Consider the following 18,227-nt stretch of genomic DNA (forward strand, 5'->3'; position numbering starts at 1 on the left):
GGCGGGAACGTGTACATCCACGGCGCCTTCAACCGGCTCACCGGGCAGGGCACCACGATCAAGGACGTCGACCGCGCGAAGCGGCGCGAGTACGCGACCGCGCAGGCCGAAGCTGAAGCGAACGGCGGGAGCGGGCGCGGAGACACCGCGGAGCCGTGGTTCGACGATCGGTCGCTGGATGAGATCCGCTGCGACCTCGCCCTCGACATGCTCCTCGCCGGGTCCCCCGTCATCGACCCCACCGACGGGGCGAAGGGTGGGCTCGGGGCGATCACCGCCGAAGTGCAGATCACCCTCCCGATCACCACCCTCACCGGCGTCACCGGCTCGGGGGCGGAACTGAACGGGGTGACACCGGTCGACCCGGACACGGCCCGGCGGATGGCGGGGACGGCACGGGTGTGGGACCGGGTGATGACCGACCCGATCAGCGGGGTGGTGACCGCGGTGGACAGGTACACCCCTCATCCAGCCCAGACCCGGTTTCTCAACGCCAGAGACGTCACCTGCCGAACACCCGGATGCCGAAGGCCCGCGAAACTCTGCGACAAAGACCACTCGAGGGACTTCGCGCTGGGTGGACCGACGTCCAACGACAACCTCTGCAACGAATGCGCCAGGCATCACACGTTGAAACACGCCACGAACTGGCACGTGGAACAGCTCCCCGGCGGGGTGCTGAAGTTCACCAGCCCGGGCGGGAAGATCTACGAGAGCCATCCACCCTCACGCGTCGCCTTCGTCCCCACCGACGACGGCGGATACGCCGTCGCCCCCTTCTGACCCGATTGCGCGTACGCTCGCGCAAGGGGGACGACGATGAAGCGAACAATGGGGTCCACGGGCCTGGCGGCGGTTGCGGCGATGGGGGTGGTGGCGACGGTGGTCGCCGCCACCGTCGGGATGAGTGTGCTCCCGGTGGCGGCGGCCACCGCGGACGATCTCGCGATCACGGTGCCCGACGGGCTGGTGGTGGAGGATCTCGCGAAGCCCGGCCTCGACGGTGACATCCTGATCAGCGGGTGTGCCGCCGGCGACAGCATCGTCGACCTCTCCTATCGGGCACTCGACCGCGATGATGACCCTGGTCCGTCGCTGACGGACCTCACTCTGATCGCCGACGATGATGGCGTGACCCGCCTGCCCGTGGAGACGGTTTCTGCGTGGTTCGTCTCGGTACCGCGCCCGCCGGGCGGCGAGATCGAGATCACGGTCGAGTGCGACGCCGCCGGCGACCGCACGTTCGGACTGGCGACCATCGCCTCGATGCCGCTGAGCGTGGTCGTTCCCGCCGGCGTGACGGTGGGAACGCTTCGCGTCTCCGAGGCGTCGAGCGTGGTGACCATCAACGGATGCACGGGCGGAGCCGTCTCCGCCCGGTTCGCCTACGTATACCCGCTCGGTCCGGGGGTCCCCGAGGCGTCGACACCGATCCTCCTCGTCCCGCCAGTGGAAGCCGTCGACAGCTCCGTCGCGATCCCCCTGACGGCCGTCGGCGTGTGGTTGAGAGAGAACGCGCCCGACGCGACCGAGGGCGAGCGGATCGTCGTCGATGCTCAGTGCGTCGGAAGAGACCGTGCTGAGGGGATCATTCCGTCCGATCTCTCGGTGGCTCCTGAGATCCCTGGTGTCGATCCGTTTCCGAACCCTGAGCCGCTTCCCGGCGCTGGCCCCGTTGCCGGTGGCGCGGGGGGCTCTTCGCCGCAGGGTCGCCCGCTCCCCGCGACGGGCTGAGGTCCGGGTCCGCGTCACCGCCACCCACGGGTCACGTTCTCCGGGTCGTCGGACCCGGTGCACGACCCCGTGTGTCGATGCCCAGGCGCGGCCCGAGACCGATGATTACGCTCGACGCATGTCCACGCCACCGTTCCGCGCCGACATCGTCGGCAGCTTCCTCCGCCCGACCGCGCTCGCCGAGGCGCGAGCGCGGCACGCCGCCGGCGAGCTGGATGCCGAGGGCCTGCGCGTCGCAGAAGACACCGCGATCGCCGAGCTCGTGGTGCAGCAGGCCGACGCGGGACTGAAGCTCGCCACGGACGGCGAGTTCCGACGCTCGTGGTGGCACTTCGACTTCTTCGGGCTCCTCGACGGCGTCGAGATCGTCGAGCTCGACCACGGCATCCAGTTCCAGGGGGTCCAGACCCGCCCGCGGGGCATCGAGATCACCGGACCGATCGGATTCAGCCCGAGTCATCCCTTCGTCGAGCACTACCGCTCGCTCGCCTCGCTGCTGGAGCGCACGACCGGGGCGGTGCCCAAGTTCTCGATCCCCGCGCCGACCGTGCTCGACTTCCGCCTGGAGCCCGATCACATCGACGCCGGCACCTACGGCGGGCGCGACGACATCGTCGATGACCTCGTCACGGCCTATCGCGGCGCGGTGCAGGCGTTCTACGACGCCGGTGCGCGGTACCTGCAGTTCGACGACACCGCGTGGGCCTACCTCTGTTCCGAGGAGGAGCTCGCCAAGGCGGCGAGCCGTGGCATCCGCACCGACGGCATCGCGGAGCGGTACGCCGACCTGCTCAACCGCATCCTCGAGGGCCGGCCCGACGACCTCACCGTCACCACCCATGTGTGTCGAGGCAACTTCCGTTCCACCTGGATCTCATCGGGCGGATACGAGCCGGTCGCCGAGCAGCTGCTGAGCGTCGTCGATTACGACGGCTACTTCCTGGAGTACGACAGTGAGCGCGCAGGCGGATTCGAGCCGCTGCGGTTCCTCCCGGAGGGCGACAAGACCGTGGTGCTCGGGCTCGTCACGACCAAGAGCGGAGATCTCGAGGACCCGGATGTGCTCCGTCGCCGCATCGACGAAGCCGCCACATTCGCACCGCTCGAGCAGCTGGCGCTCAGTCCGCAGTGCGGATTCGCCTCGACCGAGGAGGGCAACCTCCTCACAGAGGGAGAGCAGTGGGCGAAGATCCGCGAGGTCGTCGCCGTCGCCGACGCCGTCTGGGGCTGACCCGCCTCAAGGTCAGGGCTTCTTGTAAGGCTCGCCCCGCATCGCGGCAGCGTCGATCTCCTCCTGGTTCTCCACGAACGGGGTGCCATGCGTGTGGAAGGTGGGAACGGTCTTCGCCCCCCAGGCCTGACCCTTCGCCCGCTCGGCCTGACTCCACTCCACGACCGGCCAGTCGGGGTCGAGGATGAGGCGCGCGCCGGCGTTCGCCAGCTCGATGCGATTGCCGCCCGGCTCCCACACGTAGATGAAGAACGTCTGGTTGATGGCGTGCTTGTAGGGCCCGAACTCGATGTGCACGCCGTTCTCGAGGAAGATGTCGGCGGCCTTCAGAATGTCTTCACGGGTGTCGGGCGCGAAGGCGAAGTGGTGGAACCGCCCCCGCTCGCCCGTCCAGTCGTCGGAGTAGACGACGTCGTACGACTTCTGCTGGAACCGGAACCACCAGGCCCCGTAGCGGCCGTCGTCCAGGCGCACCCGCTCCGATTCGCGTGAGCGCATGACGTCGCGCCAGAACTCGCCCGAGGCGTTGACGTCGGAGGCGAGGTAGTTGATGTGATCCATCCGGCGGGCATTGACCCCGCGACCGGGGAACGCCGAGGCCTGGTTCTTCAGCGCCGGCCGATCCTCGTCATCCGAGATGTAGTGCTCGGTGTCGTAGTAGAGCGCCATGAGGTGGCCGTCGGGATCCTCGAACTCGTACGACCTACCCACACCCACCTCGGGCTCACGCCAGCCGTGACCGAGGCCGGTCGCCTCGACCGCGGCCACGCGGCGCTCGAGCGCCTCGGGGCTGGTGGTGCGGAAAAGGGTGCGTCCGATGCCGTTGGTGTCGGACGCGGTGAGCTTCAGCGTGTACAGCTGATACTCGTCCCAGCACCGCAGATAGACGGAGTCGCCGTGTTCGGCGACGACCCGCATCGCCAGCAGGTCGCGGAAGAAGTGCAGGCTCTCGTCGAACCTGGGGGTGTACAGCTCGACGCCGCCGATGTGGGCGAGGTCGAAGTTCTCGCTGCTGGCCATGGTCGGTCCTCTCTGACGCGGGTGGGTCGGGTTTCAACGGCGTGGGCGCGGGAAAACGGTGCCGTCGAAGATCTTGCGGGCGGTGCGAAGGGATGCGGATGTGGCGTGCCAGACGCCCTGGTCATCGACCGCGACCCGCACCCGGGAGGTGAGGATGCCGCTCGGATGCTCGACGTCGATCGAGAGACCGGCATCCGGCTCGCCCTCCGGAAGACGCGCGGCATCCGCGCCGACCGCTCCGGGAACGCAGACGCCGGCGGCGACCGACGCCGCCATCAGGACCCCGATCGACGAATGGACGCGGTGAGGGATGAAGGCACGCGTCGCCACGGCGCCGCCCGCGGTCGGGGGCGACACGAGGATCATCTTCGGGACGGTCTGGTCCGTCACGTCGCCGAGCCCCATCACGGGGCCTGCGTGGCGCCGCACCTCTTCGACGGCGGCGCGCACCGCCGCGTCGGATTCGAGCGCCTCGGGGGTTTCTCGCCCGGTCGCCCCGACGTCTTCGGGGCGCAGGAGCACAACCGGCATCCCGTTGTCGACGAGGGTGACGGTGCGGCCGGCCACGAGGTCGGTCACGTTCCCCGTGGGGAAGAGAGGACGGATGCCGCCCGACTCGAGCTCGATCGGAGCGGCCGTCCCGGGCACGCCGTCGATCGAGGCCTCGCCGTCGTAGCGGGGCATGCCGTTCTCGAGGGGGAAGGTCGCCGTCGCGACATCCCCGGTGTTGACCAGCCGTATGCGAATGACGGCATGATCACCCTCGGCCTCGACGAGACCGCGTTCCACGGCGAACGGACCGACGCCGGCGAGCAGGTTGCCGCAGGTCTGAGTCGTCGCCACGGTGGCCTTCTCGACGCCGATCTGCAGGAAGAGGTAGTCGACGTCGACATCAGGCTCGGTCGACCGGCGGACGATGGCGACCTTTGACGTCAACGGGTGGGCACCGCCGAGTCCGTCGATCTGCCGGGCATCGGGGGTGCCCATGATCCGCAGCAGGAGGTCGTCGCGGGTCTCGGCGTCGGCCGGAACGTCATCGGCGACGAAGTACGCACCCTTCGAGGTGCCGCCGCGCAGCAGCATGCACCGGATGCCGTCACTGCTGCCCACGCTGATATTCCTCCTGCGTCATGTACGTGACGCCGAGGTCGGCGAGGAGGGCGCGAAGCCCCTTGCGGTCAAGGCTCAGCTCCGTGCCCGCCGCGTAGGCGTCGCGGTCTGCCGCCTCCTTGGCCACGCGCGCGTCGGCGGCGGCCAGCGCCGCGGCGGCGTCGGCGCGCGGCACCACCACGACGCCGTCATCGTCGGCGATGACCACGTCGCCCGGATGGACGACCGCGCCGGCCACGACCACCGGCACGTTCACCGAGCCCGGCGTCGCCTTGACCGTGCCCTGCGCGTGCACGCCGTTCGACCACACCGGGAAGCCCATGGCGCGCAGGTCGGCGATGTCGCGCACGCCGGTCGTGGTGACCAGGCCCCGCACGCCGCGGGCCTGCAGAGCGGTGGCGAACAGGTCGCCGAACGCGCCGTCGGAGGACGCCGAGGTCGTGGTCACGACGAGGAGATCACCGGCCCGGCACTGCTCGATCGCCGCATGGATCATGAGGTTGTCACCCGGTGCCCCGACGACGGTGACGGCGCTGCCGGCCACGCGCGCAGCATCCTGGATCGGACGGATCCCCGGCCCGACGAGCCCGGTGCGTCCCATCGCCTCGTGCACCGTCGCCACCCCGTGGGCGGCCAGCGCATCGATCACGGCCGGGTCTGCCCGTGCGATGTCGGTGACGATGACGGGGCGGGCGGTCACGACAGGACGCTCGTCACCTGGGGGAGGTAGCGCATGTACGCCTCGCCCATCGTGTCGTGCGCAAGCCCGAGGTTGGGTCCGGCGTTGCGCTTGACCTGCACGCCGCGGCGCACGGCGAGATCGGTGTAGTACGACCACATGTGCTTCTGGGCGGGGAGGCACTCCATCGCTGCGCGCTTACGGGGGAAGGCGTCGGTGATGTCGAGCAGGACGTTCGGGGTGAAAGCGCACTGCTCGGGCTGATGCGGCTCGAAGAAGAACACCGGCGGCGCGCCGATGATCTGCTCCGTCGTCGGCGTCGAGCCATCGCCGTTCGGGACGCCGATGGCCTGGGCGAGGATCCGCGCCTCCAGCGCCATCCGCGCCGCGGCGGGGTGGTCGCCGTTGTAGGGGTCGTGCAGGGTGTGGGTGAGGACGACGGTGGGCTGCACGCGCCGGTAGAGGTCGACGAGCTTCACGACGGCCTCGCGCGATTCGACGAGGGGGTAGTCGCCGAGGTCGAGGAACTCGATCTCGGCGCCGAGAGCGGATGCCGCGGCCTCGGCCTCTTCGCGGCGGATCGCCTTGATCTCGTCGAGGCCCTTCCCCTGCAGCCATTGGCTGGCCGACTCGCCGCGCTCGCCGTAGGAGAGGCAGGCCACCACGGCACGATCACCGCGCATCGCGGCGGACGCGATCGCGCCTCCGGCGCGCCACACGAAGTCGCCCGCGTGGGCGCTGACCACCAGCAGTGTGCCCTGAGCCTCTGACATGCCGTAAGGGAACCACACCCCTAGCGGAATGGTCAAGATATTGTCTACAATCTCGGCTACCGGATCCCTTCGCTCGTAGGGATGTCGCCCATAGACGCCGCCGTTCGCGGACGCCGTGCTGACAAGGAAGTCGAGGACGCCCCATGGCCGCCACCCTCCAGGAACTGCTCGATGAGCGCGGGAACACCGTGGACATGCTCCGCAACTCCCGCCTCGGCACCTACATCTACCCGGTGGTGCCGGCCGAGTTCACCAACTGGCGACGCGAGCAGAAGGCCTGGCGCGAGACCGCGGTGCTCTACGACCAGTCGCACCACATGGTGAACTTCTTCATGTCGGGCCCGGGTGCGCTGCAGCTGCTCTCGGACACGGGCATCAACAGCTTCGCCAACTTCCCGGTCAACGTCGCCAAGCAGTTCGTCCCGACCGCCTCCAACGGCGGCGTGATCGGCGACGGCATCCTCTTCCACGAGGCCGAGAACGACTACGTCTACGTCGGCCGCGCGCCCGCGGCGAACTGGCTGCAGTTCCACGCCGAGACCGGCGGGTACGACGTCGAGACCCGCTACGACGACCGTTCGCCGTCGCGCCCCTACGGCGCCGCGGTGCACCGGGAGTACTACCGGTTCCAGATCCAGGGCCCCCACGCCTGGGCGATCATCGAGAAGCTCGCCGGCGGCGAGGTCGAGAAGGTCAAGTTCTTCCACATGGGCGAGATGACCATCGCCGGCGAGAACGTCCGCACCCTGCGGCACGGCATGGCCGGCGCCCCGGGCCTGGAGCTGTGGGGGCCGTACGCGCAACACGGGAAGATCCGCGACGCGATCCTCGAGGCGGGCGCCGAGTTCGGCATCGAGCCGTGCGGCTCACGTGCGTACTCGTCCAACACTCTCGAGTCGGGGTGGATCCCCTCGCCGCTTCCGGCGATCTACACCGGCGGCGACGTCGAGCGTCGATACCGCGAGTGGCTGCCCGCGAACAGCTACGAGGCGATCAACGCCCTCGCCGGCTCGTTCGTCTCCGACAGCATCGACGACTACTACCTGAACCCCTGGGAGCTCGGATACGGCTCGTTCGTGAAGTTCGACCATGACTTCATCGGCCGCGAGGCGCTCGAGCAGGTCGACCCCGAGCGCCAGCGCAAGAAGGTCACGCTCGCCTGGAACGATGACGACCTCGCGAAGATCCTCGCGTCGCCCCTGGACCGCGAAGGCCCTGGGTACCAGTTCTTCGATCTGCCGAACGCCAACTACGGCTCGTCGAACTACGACGCGGTCATCGACGCCGACGGCAACACCGTCGGGCTGTCGCTGTTCACCGGCGTCACGGCGAACGAGAAGCGCGGCCTGTCGCTGGCGACGGTCGACCGCGATGTGCCGATCGGCGCCGAGGTGCGCGTGGTGTGGGGTGAGCCCGACGGCGGGTCGGGAAAGACCACCGTCGAGCCCCACGAGCAGATCGCGGTACGTGCCGTGGTGAGCCCGGTGCCGTACGCCGAGACCGCCCGAACCGAGTACCACGGCGGCTGGCGCACCACCGGCCAGGCCTGATCGCCGCGGAGTCGCCGCGCTCGATCCTTCGGAGAATCGCGCGAGCTTCGGAGCGTCCGGCGGGATGGCTCCGAAGCAGGGCCGTTTCTCCGAAGTCCGGGCGCGCACTGGGCGTTCACGCGGCCCTCAGTCCGCCGCGCCTGCGGCGCGGAGCCGCGCAAGCCACGCCAGCGTGGCCCGGGTCATGTCGGTCGGGGCGCCGAGGGCTTCGAGCTCGGTGAGCGCATCGTGCATCTCCTGCTCGCGCCGCGCGGCGTGGATGCGGGTGCCGTCGACGAGGCGCGTGACCCGCTGGTGGCCCTGTCCGTCGACGTCGAGCTCGGCGGCGATGTGATCGCGCATCCACGCCTCGGCGTCGGCGGCGCGCGCCGCGTCGAGGCTCTCGAGCACGACTGCGGCGAGCCCCTTCATGAACACGCTCCGCAGGAGCTTGCGCTCGGCGGCTGCTCCGGCGGGCGCATCGACGACCTCGACCGGCACGCCGAGCGGTGACATGATCGCCGCGAACGACGCCGCACCGTCTCCCGAGGCGAGGAGCGGCGTGGCGTGGCCGGCCCGCGGCACCGGGGCGAGCACCGCGACATCCGCCATCGACACCCCGCGGTCGGCCGCCAGCTGCGCGACCGCCCGCATCGCGTCGGGTGAGGCGGCGTTGAGGTCGGCGTACACCGTGGTTGCGGCGACGTGGGGGAGGAGGCTCGAGGCGACCTCGACCGCGAGCCTGCCGTGCACGAGGCTCAGCACCAGGTCGGTGCCGGCGACCGCGGCGGCGGCGCTGTCGGCGTGGACCACGCCCGGAAGTTCGGGCGCGTGATGCGGATCGAACCCGCGCACCCGGGCGCCGGCCGACGCGAGCCCCGCGGCGTAGCGGCTGCCCGCCTCGCCGAGCCCGATGACGGCGATCGTCGGTTCACTCACCGTGCACCACGATCCCGGCGTCATGGGGGTCGCTCGTGAGCTGTTCGAAGTACTCCAGTGATCGCGCCGAGCCGCGCACCAGGGAGCGGATGCCGAGCGGATGCTCCTCCACGTCAGCCCGGTAGGCCTCGGCCAGGTCTTTCTCGATGCCCGCCGCGGCCCGGCGCAGGAGTCCGATGTACGGATGCGGCGACGCGCCGTCGTTGGGGACGACGACCCCGACTGCGGCGTACACCGATCCGTCGGGCCCGGAGACCGGCACGGCGATCCCGCGGGACTCGGCGTGGATGTGGCCGTCGTTGACGGCGAACCCGTCGGCGCGCACCTGCCGGAGGCGTGCGCGCAGGTCCTTCTCGGTGCGGAGGGTGTGCTCGGTGTAGACCCGGAGGCCCTGCCGGACCACTTCGGTGACGAGGGCGGGATCGGCGAAAGCGAGGAGCACCAGTCCGCTGGACGACGCGTGCAGCGGCATCCGTCCGCCGATGAGGGTGGCGTTGAGGACCGCGTCGCGCATCGAGAGGCGCTCGATGAAGAGCACGTCGGTGCCGCTGAGCACCCCCAGCTGCGTGTGCTGGCGCACCCGCTCGTGCACGGCGCCGAGCCAGGGCCGCGCGATCTCTCGGAGGCCCAGGGCCCCGGGGGTGCGGCTGGCGAACTCCCACAGCCTCACGCCGAGTCGGTAGGTGCGGTCGGGGAGACGCTCCAGCAGCCCCTCCCGTTCGAGCTCGGACACGAGGCGGTGAGCACTCGAGCGCGGCAGCCCCGAGGCATCCGCGATCTCACTGAGCGTCAGGAAGGGATGCCACGCGTCGAAGGTCTCCAGGATGCGGAGGTGTTTGTGGAGCACCGACTCCCCCGCGGATCCGCGTGCCATGCCCACCTCCCTCGGTGCCGCCATGTTAGCCGCGCGCGCACGCGGCCCGTTCCATCATGGTTGTCATGGTCGTGCCCTTCCTGCTCTCCGGGCGCGAGATCGCGGACGGCGACGAGGTGCACCTGCTCCCCACCGGCAACGCCACACTGCTTCTCACGCCCGACACGGCGGTCGAGCCCCACCGGCTCGTCCTCCCGCACCGGAACGTCATCCGGGCACGGGGGCCTGCCGCCCTCGCTGCGCTGTCGCCGAACGTCGTGAAATGCCTGCTCGGCGAGCCGCGCCGGCATCTCGAGCGCACGATCGCCGTGACTGACCACCCCCTGCTGCTCCCGTTCGCGAATGCCGACGGGATGCCGCAGGTCGCCGACCTGCTGCACGATCTCCGCGACAGCCTCACCGTCACCCCCGACGAGCACGACTTCCTCACCCTCTGGGAGACGGCGGTGCGCGGCGAGGAGCTTCCGACCGGCGATCGGCGGGTGCAGCGACTGGCGCTCCGGTACGCCGGCCGCTCGCCGCTGGCCCTCAACACCATCGCGCGGCTCGCGCGCACTCTCGATGCCGACACCCGCACCGGCGGGCACAACTCGCTCGGGGCCTTCGCCGACTCCTCGCACTACGTCCGCATCTGCCGGTCGCATACGGGCCGGACCCCCACCGCGTGGCGGAACATGTCGCAGACGTTCTATTGAGGACGCACCCCACTGGCTAGCGTCGATCGCAGGACCGAGGAGGATCACATGGCACTGGGCCCCAAGGCGATGGGCGAGGCGATCATCGCGAACCTGAAGTCGAAGACGGGAAAGGATCTGGCCGCGTGGCAGGCCGAGCTGGCGGAGGCGGGCGTGGCGGATGCGGCGGCGGCCAAGCGGCTGCTCATCGAGCGCGGCCTCGGACAGTTCCAGGCCGCCTCGGTGGCGGAGTACACCTTCGGCGACGACCACTACGCCGACGCCGAACGTCTCGTCGACGACCAGTTCAGGCGGTACCCCGAGCAGCGCGCGCTCTACGATCACGCCCTCGACCGGCTCACGGGGCCCGAGTTCACGCCCAAGCCGTGTCGCACCTACCTGCCCGTCTACCGGGACGGGCGGATCGCGGTGTCGTTCAAGGCGACGCCGCGTGGGCTGTACGCGGCGCTCACCCTTCCCGACCCTGCTGCGGTGCCGGGACGCGTGGACCACAAGCCGTCGCTCGGGGGCAGCCCCCGGCTCAAGGACGGCGTCTACCTCACCTCGATCGACGATGTCGACCGCGTGGTCGGACAGGTGGGGTGAGGTGGAGCTCGTCCACCCCCGTCGTCGCCTGGGTGGCGGCGGCAGCCGTCTTCGTCACATGGGGGTGACGGCGCTTCGCCGCGCATCGCGGCGGGCGCGCAGCGCGAGGAGCGCGGCGACGGTGAACGGGACCATCGCGAGGTGGCAGAGCGCGAGGGCGACCGTGCTTCCGGTGTCGAAGTCGGCGGGGATCGTCAGGGCGAAGATCGTTCCCACCTCGAGCACCACCGCCACGACCAGAGCGACGAGGAAGACCCAGCGCCACCAGTGGCCGACGATCGCCGCCACGGTCAGCCCGACGAGGAGCGGGACGGCGGTGAACTGGATCAGCACGGGGGGCAGCACCTGGAGCGGGCCGCCCGCGGCGGTGAACCAGAACTCCACGCCTGCGAGGCGGGCGATGCCGTAGATGGCCAGGTTCGCCAGTACGGCGCCCAGCACCGCGATGAGGATGATCCAGACCGATCTCAGCCCCGCATACCGGGTCATCACGCCGCGCATGCTCGCACGCTACCCGACATCCACTCCTCTCAGAGCGAGATGCGCGCCGTCCCATTCGCGCTCATGAGGAGATCCAGGCTCCTGCGGGCCGATCGAGCGGAACGGCACCGCAGGAGCGCGAATCTCCGTGCGAAGGGTGAGACGGGAGTCGCGACGAGCGAGCCGCCGAATGCGCCTCAGCTGTTCGCGCGATAGACCGTGCGCGCGTACTCGTGGTACGGCGCCGGCGCGACCGTCGCGCGGATGCGCACCTGGCGGTGCTGCTGGTCGACGGAGTGCTTGCGCGAAATCGGGTCCTCGCCCCAGAGCACCTCGACCTCAGCGCCCTCGGGCACCTCGTTGTCGAGGGTCGCGAGCGACATGTAGAGCTGGTCGTACGCGACGTAGCCGGCATCGGTCGAGATGCCGACACGGCGGCCGTCCTGCTGGACCTCGTCCATCTGATAGAAGCCGTACCGGGCCTTGGGGAAGTCGAGATACTTCGCGGGCACGCCCGGCTCGACCTGCGAGCGGACGACGTCGGCGACGTCGGAGGAGTTCCAGATGAGGGTGACCTTGCGACGCGCCGGCGCCTCGGCGATCTTCTCCAGCGCCTCCCGGCCGTGGAAGTCGTGGTCGAAGCGCACCGACCGGCCGAGACCGAGATCGAACGGCGTCATGTAGAAGTCGTGGATGTCGGCCGAAGAGAGCGATCCGCCGATCGACCCGATGCGTGCGGCGGGGAGCCAGTCGCGGTACTCGGCGAAGTCGTCGTCGAAGATGGCCGGGAACGGCGTGGGGACCCACCCCGATTCCAGCGGCGACGACGAGTACGCCTTCGCACCCACGCGGCGGATGTCGAACTCCTCCCCGGCCTCCATGATCGCGTCGAGCACGATCTCGTTGTCCTCCCAAGGGCCGTAGAACTCGAAGCCCGGCTGCCCCGCCATGCCGTGGCGGAGCGCTTTGACGGGCCTGCCGGCGATCTCGACGTCGCCGATGTGGAAGAACTTGATCGCCGGCGGCGGGCCGCCGAAGATCTTCTCCATCACCCGGTCGGCGTGCGGGCCCTGCAGCTCGTAGCGGTAGAAGGTCGGCGGACCCTGGCGCATGTGCGAGTTCGGGTCGAGGCGATACCGCACGTCCTTGCCGGCGGCCTGAGCCTTCTCGATGTTGAACCGCACCCAGTCGATGAGGATGTGGTGCCCCACCAGCACGATGCCGTCGGGTCCCTCGTGGTTGTAGAAGAGGATGCCGTCGCCGATGAGGTAGCCGTCTTTGTTCACCGAGATGAGCTGCTTGGCCACGCCCGGCCGGAACGTCGCGAAGGTGTTCGGCGAGATGCCCTGCAGCAGCGGGATCAGATCGGCGCCGTCCATGAACAGCTGCGTCATGTGGTGCGACTGATCCATCAGCGCCACCGAGGTGTTCCATGCGCGCTGCTCGTCGCGCCAGTTGGTGAACTCCGGCGCCACCGGGAAGGTGAACGCGGGCCAGTTCTGGTTCCGCAGCAGCTCCACCGGGCTTCCTTCGCGGGCGATCGCCTGGGCCAGTGTTTCGGTCATCGTCGACCCTCCATTCGTCGGCGTCACACTATGCGCTGCGCTGGGGGGTGATCGGCGTTGTTCCGTTGAACGGAAATCACCCACACCGCCTCGTCGACGCGCGCCACGATCGGACCACGGGGTCACGAATGAGCCACAGTCATCCAATCTGCGCACCAAAATCGTTGACAATTTCTACGATGATCGCGTAGCGTCCCCTCCACGGGATGACTCGATCCCTGGTCAGAGCAGAGACGCGACGACGGAAGGCGGGCAATGGGTGCTCGATTGACGGTGTCGGACGTCAACCTCCACTTCGGCGGTGTCCGCGTGCTCGAGGACGTCTCGTTCACCGTGGAACCCGGAAGCATCGCGGGGCTGGTCGGACCGAACGGAGCCGGCAAGACGTCGCTGTTCAACTGCATCAGCGGCCACTACAAGCCTTCGAGCGGATCCATCACGATCGACGGATCCGAGGTCCTGGGCTCGTCGCCCGCGAGCCTGGCCAAGCACGGCCTCGCCCGCACCTTCCAGCATCCTGCCCTTCAGCTTCGCGAGACGGTCCTCGAGAACGTGCTCCTCGGTGCCCACGGACGCCTTCCCGGCGGAGCCCTGGAGTGGTCGATCCGGATGCCGCGGACCCGCCGCACCGAGAAGGAGCTGCGTGCCGAGGCGCTCGCCCTGCTCGAGCGCAACGGTCTCGGCTGGACCGCCTACGTCCGTGCCGACGAGCTGTCGCACGGTCTTCACAAGGGCATCGAACTGTGTCGCGCGCTGATGAGCCGCCCGACGCTCCTGCTCCTGGATGAGCCTGCGGCGGGGCTGCCGCACAACGAGGTGGAGCAGCTGATCGAGACCGTCCGGCGGGTGCGCGACGACGGCATCACCGTCGTCGTGGTCGAACACAACATGGGCCTCATCGCCGCGCTGACCGACCACGTCGTCGTCCTCGACCACGGCCGGAAGCTCATGGAGGGCACCGCCGCCGAAGCGCAGTCCGATCCCCGGGTGATCGAGGCGTACATCGGAAAGGATGCCGCCGATGACGCTGCTTGAGCTGAAGGACGTCACCGCCTTCTACGGACCCGTCCAGGTGCTGGAGGGCGTCTCGCTGACCGTGCCCGACGGCGGGGCGGTCGGCATCCTCGGCGCCAACGGCGCCGGAAAGACGACCACCCTCCGCGCGATCAGCGGAACCGTCCGGGCCGGGGGCAGCATCCTCTTCGAGGGCAAGGACATCCGCGGCTCGAAGCCCGAGAAGGTCGCGGCGATGGGGATCGCGCACGTCCCCGAGGGCCGTGGCACCCTGGGCGGGCTCACGGTCCGCGAGAACCTCCGTGTCGGCGCCTACCTGCGGCGCGACCGCAAGGGGATCGAGAGCGACATCGAGTACTGCCTCGATCTCTTCCCGCAGCTGCGCGACCGCATTCGCTCGAACGGCTCGGCCCTGTCGGGCGGCGAGCAGCAGATGCTCGCTGTCGCCCGCGCGATCATGGCCAAGCCCCGCCTCATGCTCCTCGACGAGGCTTCGCTGGGTCTCGCGCCCTCCACCGCGAAGTCCGTCTACGAGGCGATCGGGCGCCTGCGACGTGAATCGGGCATCGCGATGCTCGTCGTGGAGCAGAACGCCAACCTCGCCTTCACCCTCGTCGACAGCGCCACGGTGCTCGAAACGGGACACAACGCCATCACCGGCTCGACCGCGGAGCTGCGGGGCATGGACGAGATCCGCCGCGCATACCTGGGAGGCTGACGTGCAGACCTTCATCCAACTCGTCGTCGACGGTCTGTCGACCGGGTCGATCTACGCCGCGCTCGCCCTCGCGATCGTCCTGGTCAATCAGGCCACCGGCCTGATCAACTTCGCCCAGGGCGGCATCGCGGTGCTCTCGGCCTACATCGCCTACCAGTTCACCGTGTGGGGACTCCCGCTGATCCTGGCGATCCTCGCCTCGGTGGTGGTGTCGTTCTTCATCGGGGCGTTCATCGAGCGCTACCTGATGCGCCGCTTCGAGAAGGGCGACCCCGACACCGCCGTCGTGGTGACGATCGGCCTTCTGACCCTCATCACCGGCATCTGCGCGTGGATCTGGAGCTACAACAACCTGCAGTTCCCCTCGCTCTTCCCGCTGGACACCGTGACGATTTTCGGGGCCGTCGTCAGTGTCCGCTCCCTCGGCACGATCTTCGTCATCGTCGTGATCATGCTGATCCTGCAGGGGCTGTTCCTTGGCACGAAGCTGGGCCTGGCTCTCCGGGCCGTAGCGATCAACCCCGAGTCGGCGTCGTTCTCCGGTCTGAAGGTCGGCCGGCTCCTCATGGTCGGATGGGGACTGGCCGCCGCCCTCGGCGCCGTCGCCGGCGCGATGGTCGCCCCGCAGCTCACCCTCACCCCCGGGATGATGGACGGCGCCCTCGTCTACGCGCTCGCCGCCGTGATCATCGGCGGCCTCTCCAGCCCCCTGGGGGCGGTGGTCGCCGCGTGGCTCATCGGGGTTCTGGAGAACCTCGCCGCGGTCTACGTGCCCTTCATCGGCTACGACCTCCGGATCGCGGTGCCCTTCATCCTCCTCTTCATCGTCCTCATCCTGAGGCCCCAGGGCCTGTTCGGCCGGAAAGTCGTGGTGCGGGTGTGATGACAACGGCAACCGGCATCCTCCAGCGTCCCTGGGTCAGGTGGGCGGGGCTCGCGCTCGGCGTCATCCTCGCCATCGTGCTGCCGCTCGTCTTCGACGCGGGCACCAACTCCACCCTCGCCCGCATCGGCGTCTTCGCCGTCGCCGTCCTCGGGCTGAACGTGATCATGGGATACACCGGCCAGGTCATGCTCGGCCAGATCTTCTTCGTCGGCCTCGGCGCCTACATCACCGCCTACGGGGTGTCGCAGGAGTGGAACATCATCCTGGTGTTCATCCTCGCCCTCGCCCTGACCGCGCTCGTCGGGCTCGTGATCGCGCTGGCCGCCGCCCGCCTCGGCGGTCTCGCGATCGCGATGGTGACCATCGCCCTCCCCATCGTGGGCGTCCCGCTCGCCCGACGCCTGGGGGAGTTCACCGGTGGATCGCAGGGGCTCTCGGCGCGGTTCTCCGGCGCCCCCGACTGGGCGCCGCTGTACGACGACCAGTGGCAGCTGTACCTCGTGCTGCTGATCGGCGGCATCACCTTCCTCCTCACGCGCAACCTCGTGCGGGGGAAGTACGGACGCGCGTTCGCCATCGTGAAGGAGAACGAGGCGGTCGCGGCATCCATGGGCATATCGCCCTACAAGTACAAGGTGCTCGCCTTCACCATCGCCGCCCTCATCGGCGGGGTGAGCGGGTTCCTCTACATGGTCGTGATCCAATACACCTCGCCCGAGACGCTGAGCTTCGGTCACTCGATCGAGCTCGTCATCTCGATGGTCGTCGGTGGCGCGGGAAGCATCGTCGGGTCGATCCTCGGCGGTGCCTACTACGTCCTGGTCCCGCAGCTGACGAACATCATCGACCCGAACCTGACCGCGATGCTGCAGGGCGCCATCCTGCTGCTCGTGCTGTTCCTCCTCCCCGGCGGGCTCGTCTCGCTTCCCCGGGTCATCCGGCGGCTCATCCGCCGCGGTGATCGGGGTGGAGGGCCCGGCACGCGGTCCCAGGCGGCGACGCCGCAGCCGGTCGCCGCATCCCACCCATCCACCGAGAGAGAGCAAGACACATGAGCGAGTTCCACACGAAGACGTGGGGACGCCGGGCGCGGGTGACGACCGTCGTCGCCGGCATCGGCATCCTCGCCCTGGTGGCCACGGGCTGCGCCCGCGGCGCGAACACCGGGGACGGCGACGCCTCGGGCGACGCCGTCGCATCGAGCCCCGGCATCACCGACGACAGCATCACGCTCGGCATCACCACTCCGCTGTCGGGTCCGACCGCCGGTCCCGGCACCTGCACGGTGGCGGGCCTCGAGGCGTACTTCGGTGCCGCCAACGCCGCGGGCGGCATCGAGTTCGGTGACGGCAACACCCGCACCGTCGAGATCCAGGCCCTGGATGACGCCTACGACCCGCAGCAGGCCGCGGCGAACTTCGAGCAGCTGAAGGACAGCGTGTTCGCCATGACCTCGGGTCTCGGCACACCGACGAACCGTGCATGGCGCGAGGCGGCCATCGACGATGAGGTGCCCCAGGTGCTCATCATGACCGGCGACCCGCTGTTCTCCAACACCCAGGAGAGCCCCTGGCAGCTCGGATTCGTGCCGATCTACCAGAACGAGGGTGCCGCCTTCGGTGAACTGCTGGCCGCGTCGGGTGAAGACCACAAGGTCGCGATCCTGGCGCAGAACGACGACTACGGCGAGGGCTACGTCGAGGGCTTCAAAGAAGCCATCGAGGGCGCCGACAACGTCGAGATCGTCGAGGAGCTCACCTACGAGGCCACCGACACCTCGGTCGACGCGCAGCTGACCGAGCTCGCCGCCTCCGGCGCCGACGTCTTCTTCAACGCGATGTCGATCACCCCGCTGGTGATCTCCTCGCTGCAGAAGGCGCAGGAGCTCGGTTGGCTCCCGTCGTGGTTCCTGCCCTCGAACACCTCCAGCCCCACCGCGATCCTCGAGCCGGGCGGGGCGACGGCCTTCCCGGGGGTGTACTCGGTGTCCTTCGCCAAGGCGCCCGCGAGCCCCGCGTACGCCGAGGACGAGGATGTGCAGAACTTCCTCACCAACCTCGCCGAGTACGCCGACTACCCCGACATGCCGGCGTTCCCCCACTGCATGTGGAGCTACATGATCGGCGGCACGCTCGAGCAGGTGTTCGCCGAGATGACCGAGCCGACCCGCGAGAACTTCATGGAGGCGCTGCGGACGGTCTCCGATTATCAGGCGCCGCTCATGCTCGAGGGCACGGCCGTCGACACGACCGAAGACGGCCAGCCCGCCGTCTCCAGCGTCGTGGTGCAGAAGTACAACGGCCGCGGCTACGACACGGTGGAGGCGTTCGAGTAACCCGCGATCCCTTCGAGAGGCGCGTCGTCCCCACGGGTCGGCGCGCCTCCTCGTGCGCCC

Annotated in this window: 19 protein-coding genes; 11 read left to right on the forward strand and 8 right to left on the reverse strand. The window is 69.3% G+C overall.

From position 1 onward, the window contains the following. The 3 genes from V6S02_RS16245 to V6S02_RS16255 form a co-directional block, all read left to right on the forward strand. The coding region (locus V6S02_RS16245) for an HNH endonuclease signature motif containing protein (RefSeq protein ID WP_336401684.1) at positions 1-783 on the forward strand (783 nt) is incomplete at its 5' end. Positions 784-831: 48 nt separating this feature from the next. Beyond that, positions 832-1,734 (forward strand): hypothetical protein, encoded by a 903-nt coding sequence (locus tag V6S02_RS16250; protein WP_336401685.1) that lies wholly within the window; start codon positions 832-834, stop codon positions 1,732-1,734. Between the two features lie 118 nt (positions 1,735-1,852). Next, positions 1,853-2,965, forward strand: a complete 1,113-nt coding sequence (locus tag V6S02_RS16255) for a 5-methyltetrahydropteroyltriglutamate--homocysteine S-methyltransferase (RefSeq protein ID WP_336401686.1) — start codon at positions 1,853-1,855, stop codon at positions 2,963-2,965. A gap of 12 nt (positions 2,966-2,977) precedes the next feature. Here V6S02_RS16255 and V6S02_RS16260 read toward each other — a convergent pair whose 3' ends face one another. Genes V6S02_RS16260 through V6S02_RS16275 form a run of 4 tightly spaced genes read right to left on the reverse strand, consistent with a single transcriptional unit; the run spans position 2,978 to position 6,547 of the window. Beyond that, positions 2,978-3,985, reverse strand: coding sequence for a VOC family protein (locus V6S02_RS16260; protein WP_336401687.1), 1,008 nt, complete (start codon positions 3,983-3,985; stop codon positions 2,978-2,980). Positions 3,986-4,018: 33 nt separating this feature from the next. Beyond that, the gene (locus V6S02_RS16265) at positions 4,019-5,095 is read right to left on the reverse strand and encodes a PrpF domain-containing protein (RefSeq protein WP_336401688.1); all 1,077 of its coding nucleotides are present in this window, start codon (positions 5,093-5,095) and stop codon (positions 4,019-4,021) included. Beyond that, entirely contained in the window at positions 5,082-5,795 is a 714-nt protein-coding gene (locus tag V6S02_RS16270) for a 4-carboxy-4-hydroxy-2-oxoadipate aldolase/oxaloacetate decarboxylase (protein ID WP_336401689.1), read from the reverse strand. Before V6S02_RS16270 ends, V6S02_RS16265 begins: the two co-directional genes overlap by 14 nt. Next, a complete protein-coding gene (locus tag V6S02_RS16275; RefSeq protein WP_336401690.1) occupies positions 5,792-6,547 on the reverse strand; it encodes a PIG-L deacetylase family protein in 756 nt (251 codons plus the stop codon). Before V6S02_RS16275 ends, V6S02_RS16270 begins: the two co-directional genes overlap by 4 nt. Positions 6,548-6,690: 143 nt before the next feature. On the opposite strand from V6S02_RS16275, the gene ligM reads away from it, so the two are divergent. Next, positions 6,691-8,097, forward strand: a complete 1,407-nt coding sequence (gene ligM / locus V6S02_RS16280) for a vanillate/3-O-methylgallate O-demethylase (protein ID WP_336401691.1) — start codon at positions 6,691-6,693, stop codon at positions 8,095-8,097. Between the two features lie 126 nt (positions 8,098-8,223). Here ligM and V6S02_RS16285 read toward each other — a convergent pair whose 3' ends face one another. After that, positions 8,224-9,015, reverse strand: coding sequence for an NAD(P)-binding domain-containing protein (locus V6S02_RS16285; RefSeq protein ID WP_336401692.1), 792 nt, complete (start codon positions 9,013-9,015; stop codon positions 8,224-8,226). After that, a complete protein-coding gene (locus tag V6S02_RS16290) occupies positions 9,008-9,889 on the reverse strand; it encodes an IclR family transcriptional regulator (RefSeq protein ID WP_336401693.1) in 882 nt (293 codons plus the stop codon). Before V6S02_RS16290 ends, V6S02_RS16285 begins: the two co-directional genes overlap by 8 nt. Positions 9,890-9,954: 65 nt before the next feature. On the opposite strand from V6S02_RS16290, the gene V6S02_RS16295 reads away from it, so the two are divergent. Beyond that, positions 9,955-10,584 (forward strand): hypothetical protein, encoded by a 630-nt coding sequence (locus V6S02_RS16295; protein WP_336401694.1) that lies wholly within the window; start codon positions 9,955-9,957, stop codon positions 10,582-10,584. A gap of 48 nt (positions 10,585-10,632) precedes the next feature. Then, a complete protein-coding gene (locus tag V6S02_RS16300) occupies positions 10,633-11,169 on the forward strand; it encodes a hypothetical protein (RefSeq protein ID WP_336401695.1) in 537 nt (178 codons plus the stop codon). Between the two features lie 54 nt (positions 11,170-11,223). Here the strand turns inward: V6S02_RS16300 and V6S02_RS16305 are convergent, their stop codons facing one another. Both V6S02_RS16305 and V6S02_RS16310 read right to left on the reverse strand, forming a co-directional pair. After that, entirely contained in the window at positions 11,224-11,670 is a 447-nt protein-coding gene (locus V6S02_RS16305) for a DUF6069 family protein (protein WP_336401696.1), read from the reverse strand. Between the two features lie 176 nt (positions 11,671-11,846). Continuing rightward, positions 11,847-13,214, reverse strand: a complete 1,368-nt coding sequence (locus V6S02_RS16310; RefSeq protein WP_336401697.1) for an aminomethyl transferase family protein — start codon at positions 13,212-13,214, stop codon at positions 11,847-11,849. Between the two features lie 255 nt (positions 13,215-13,469). Between V6S02_RS16310 and V6S02_RS16315 the strand changes: the two genes are divergently transcribed. From V6S02_RS16315 to V6S02_RS16335, 5 genes are read left to right on the forward strand one after another with little or no spacing between them, the layout of a single operon-like run. Continuing rightward, positions 13,470-14,249 (forward strand): ABC transporter ATP-binding protein, encoded by a 780-nt coding sequence (locus tag V6S02_RS16315; RefSeq protein WP_141936496.1) that lies wholly within the window; start codon positions 13,470-13,472, stop codon positions 14,247-14,249. Further along, entirely contained in the window at positions 14,236-14,946 is a 711-nt protein-coding gene (locus tag V6S02_RS16320; RefSeq protein WP_141936498.1) for an ABC transporter ATP-binding protein, read from the forward strand. Before V6S02_RS16315 ends, V6S02_RS16320 begins: the two co-directional genes overlap by 14 nt. 1 nt (position 14,947) lies before the next feature. After that, positions 14,948-15,829 (forward strand): branched-chain amino acid ABC transporter permease, encoded by an 882-nt coding sequence (locus V6S02_RS16325; RefSeq protein ID WP_141936500.1) that lies wholly within the window; start codon positions 14,948-14,950, stop codon positions 15,827-15,829. Further along, the gene (locus V6S02_RS16330; protein ID WP_336401698.1) at positions 15,829-16,887 is read left to right on the forward strand and encodes a branched-chain amino acid ABC transporter permease; all 1,059 of its coding nucleotides are present in this window, start codon (positions 15,829-15,831) and stop codon (positions 16,885-16,887) included. Before V6S02_RS16325 ends, V6S02_RS16330 begins: the two co-directional genes overlap by 1 nt. Further along, entirely contained in the window at positions 16,884-18,167 is a 1,284-nt protein-coding gene (locus V6S02_RS16335) for an ABC transporter substrate-binding protein (RefSeq protein ID WP_336401699.1), read from the forward strand. The genes V6S02_RS16330 and V6S02_RS16335 overlap by 4 nt, the downstream gene beginning before the upstream one ends. Positions 18,168-18,227 lie beyond the last annotated feature (60 nt).

Origin of the sequence: Microbacterium sp. CCNWLW134, assembly GCF_037083565.1 — a bacterium.
Taxonomy (GTDB): domain Bacteria; phylum Actinomycetota; class Actinomycetes; order Actinomycetales; family Microbacteriaceae; genus Microbacterium.

Coding starts and splice junctions, on each gene's coding strand:
- V6S02_RS16250 (WP_336401685.1), top strand. CDS start 832: ATGGGGTCCACGGGCCTGGCGGCGGTTGCGGCGATGGGGGTGGTGGCG.
- V6S02_RS16290 (WP_336401693.1), bottom strand. CDS start 9,889: ATGGCACGCGGATCCGCGGGGGAGTCGGTGCTCCACAAACACCTCCGC.
- V6S02_RS16315 (WP_141936496.1), top strand. CDS start 13,470: ATGGGTGCTCGATTGACGGTGTCGGACGTCAACCTCCACTTCGGCGGT.
- V6S02_RS16275 (WP_336401690.1), bottom strand. CDS start 6,547: ATGTCAGAGGCTCAGGGCACACTGCTGGTGGTCAGCGCCCACGCGGGC.
- V6S02_RS16330 (WP_336401698.1), top strand. CDS start 15,829: ATGACAACGGCAACCGGCATCCTCCAGCGTCCCTGGGTCAGGTGGGCG.
- V6S02_RS16335 (WP_336401699.1), top strand. CDS start 16,884: ATGAGCGAGTTCCACACGAAGACGTGGGGACGCCGGGCGCGGGTGACG.
- V6S02_RS16320 (WP_141936498.1), top strand. CDS start 14,236: ATGACGCTGCTTGAGCTGAAGGACGTCACCGCCTTCTACGGACCCGTC.
- V6S02_RS16295 (WP_336401694.1), top strand. CDS start 9,955: ATGGTCGTGCCCTTCCTGCTCTCCGGGCGCGAGATCGCGGACGGCGAC.
- V6S02_RS16260 (WP_336401687.1), bottom strand. CDS start 3,985: ATGGCCAGCAGCGAGAACTTCGACCTCGCCCACATCGGCGGCGTCGAG.
- V6S02_RS16305 (WP_336401696.1), bottom strand. CDS start 11,670: ATGCGCGGCGTGATGACCCGGTATGCGGGGCTGAGATCGGTCTGGATC.
- V6S02_RS16310 (WP_336401697.1), bottom strand. CDS start 13,214: ATGACCGAAACACTGGCCCAGGCGATCGCCCGCGAAGGAAGCCCGGTG.
- V6S02_RS16255 (WP_336401686.1), top strand. CDS start 1,853: ATGTCCACGCCACCGTTCCGCGCCGACATCGTCGGCAGCTTCCTCCGC.
- ligM (WP_336401691.1), top strand. CDS start 6,691: ATGGCCGCCACCCTCCAGGAACTGCTCGATGAGCGCGGGAACACCGTG.
- V6S02_RS16300 (WP_336401695.1), top strand. CDS start 10,633: ATGGCACTGGGCCCCAAGGCGATGGGCGAGGCGATCATCGCGAACCTG.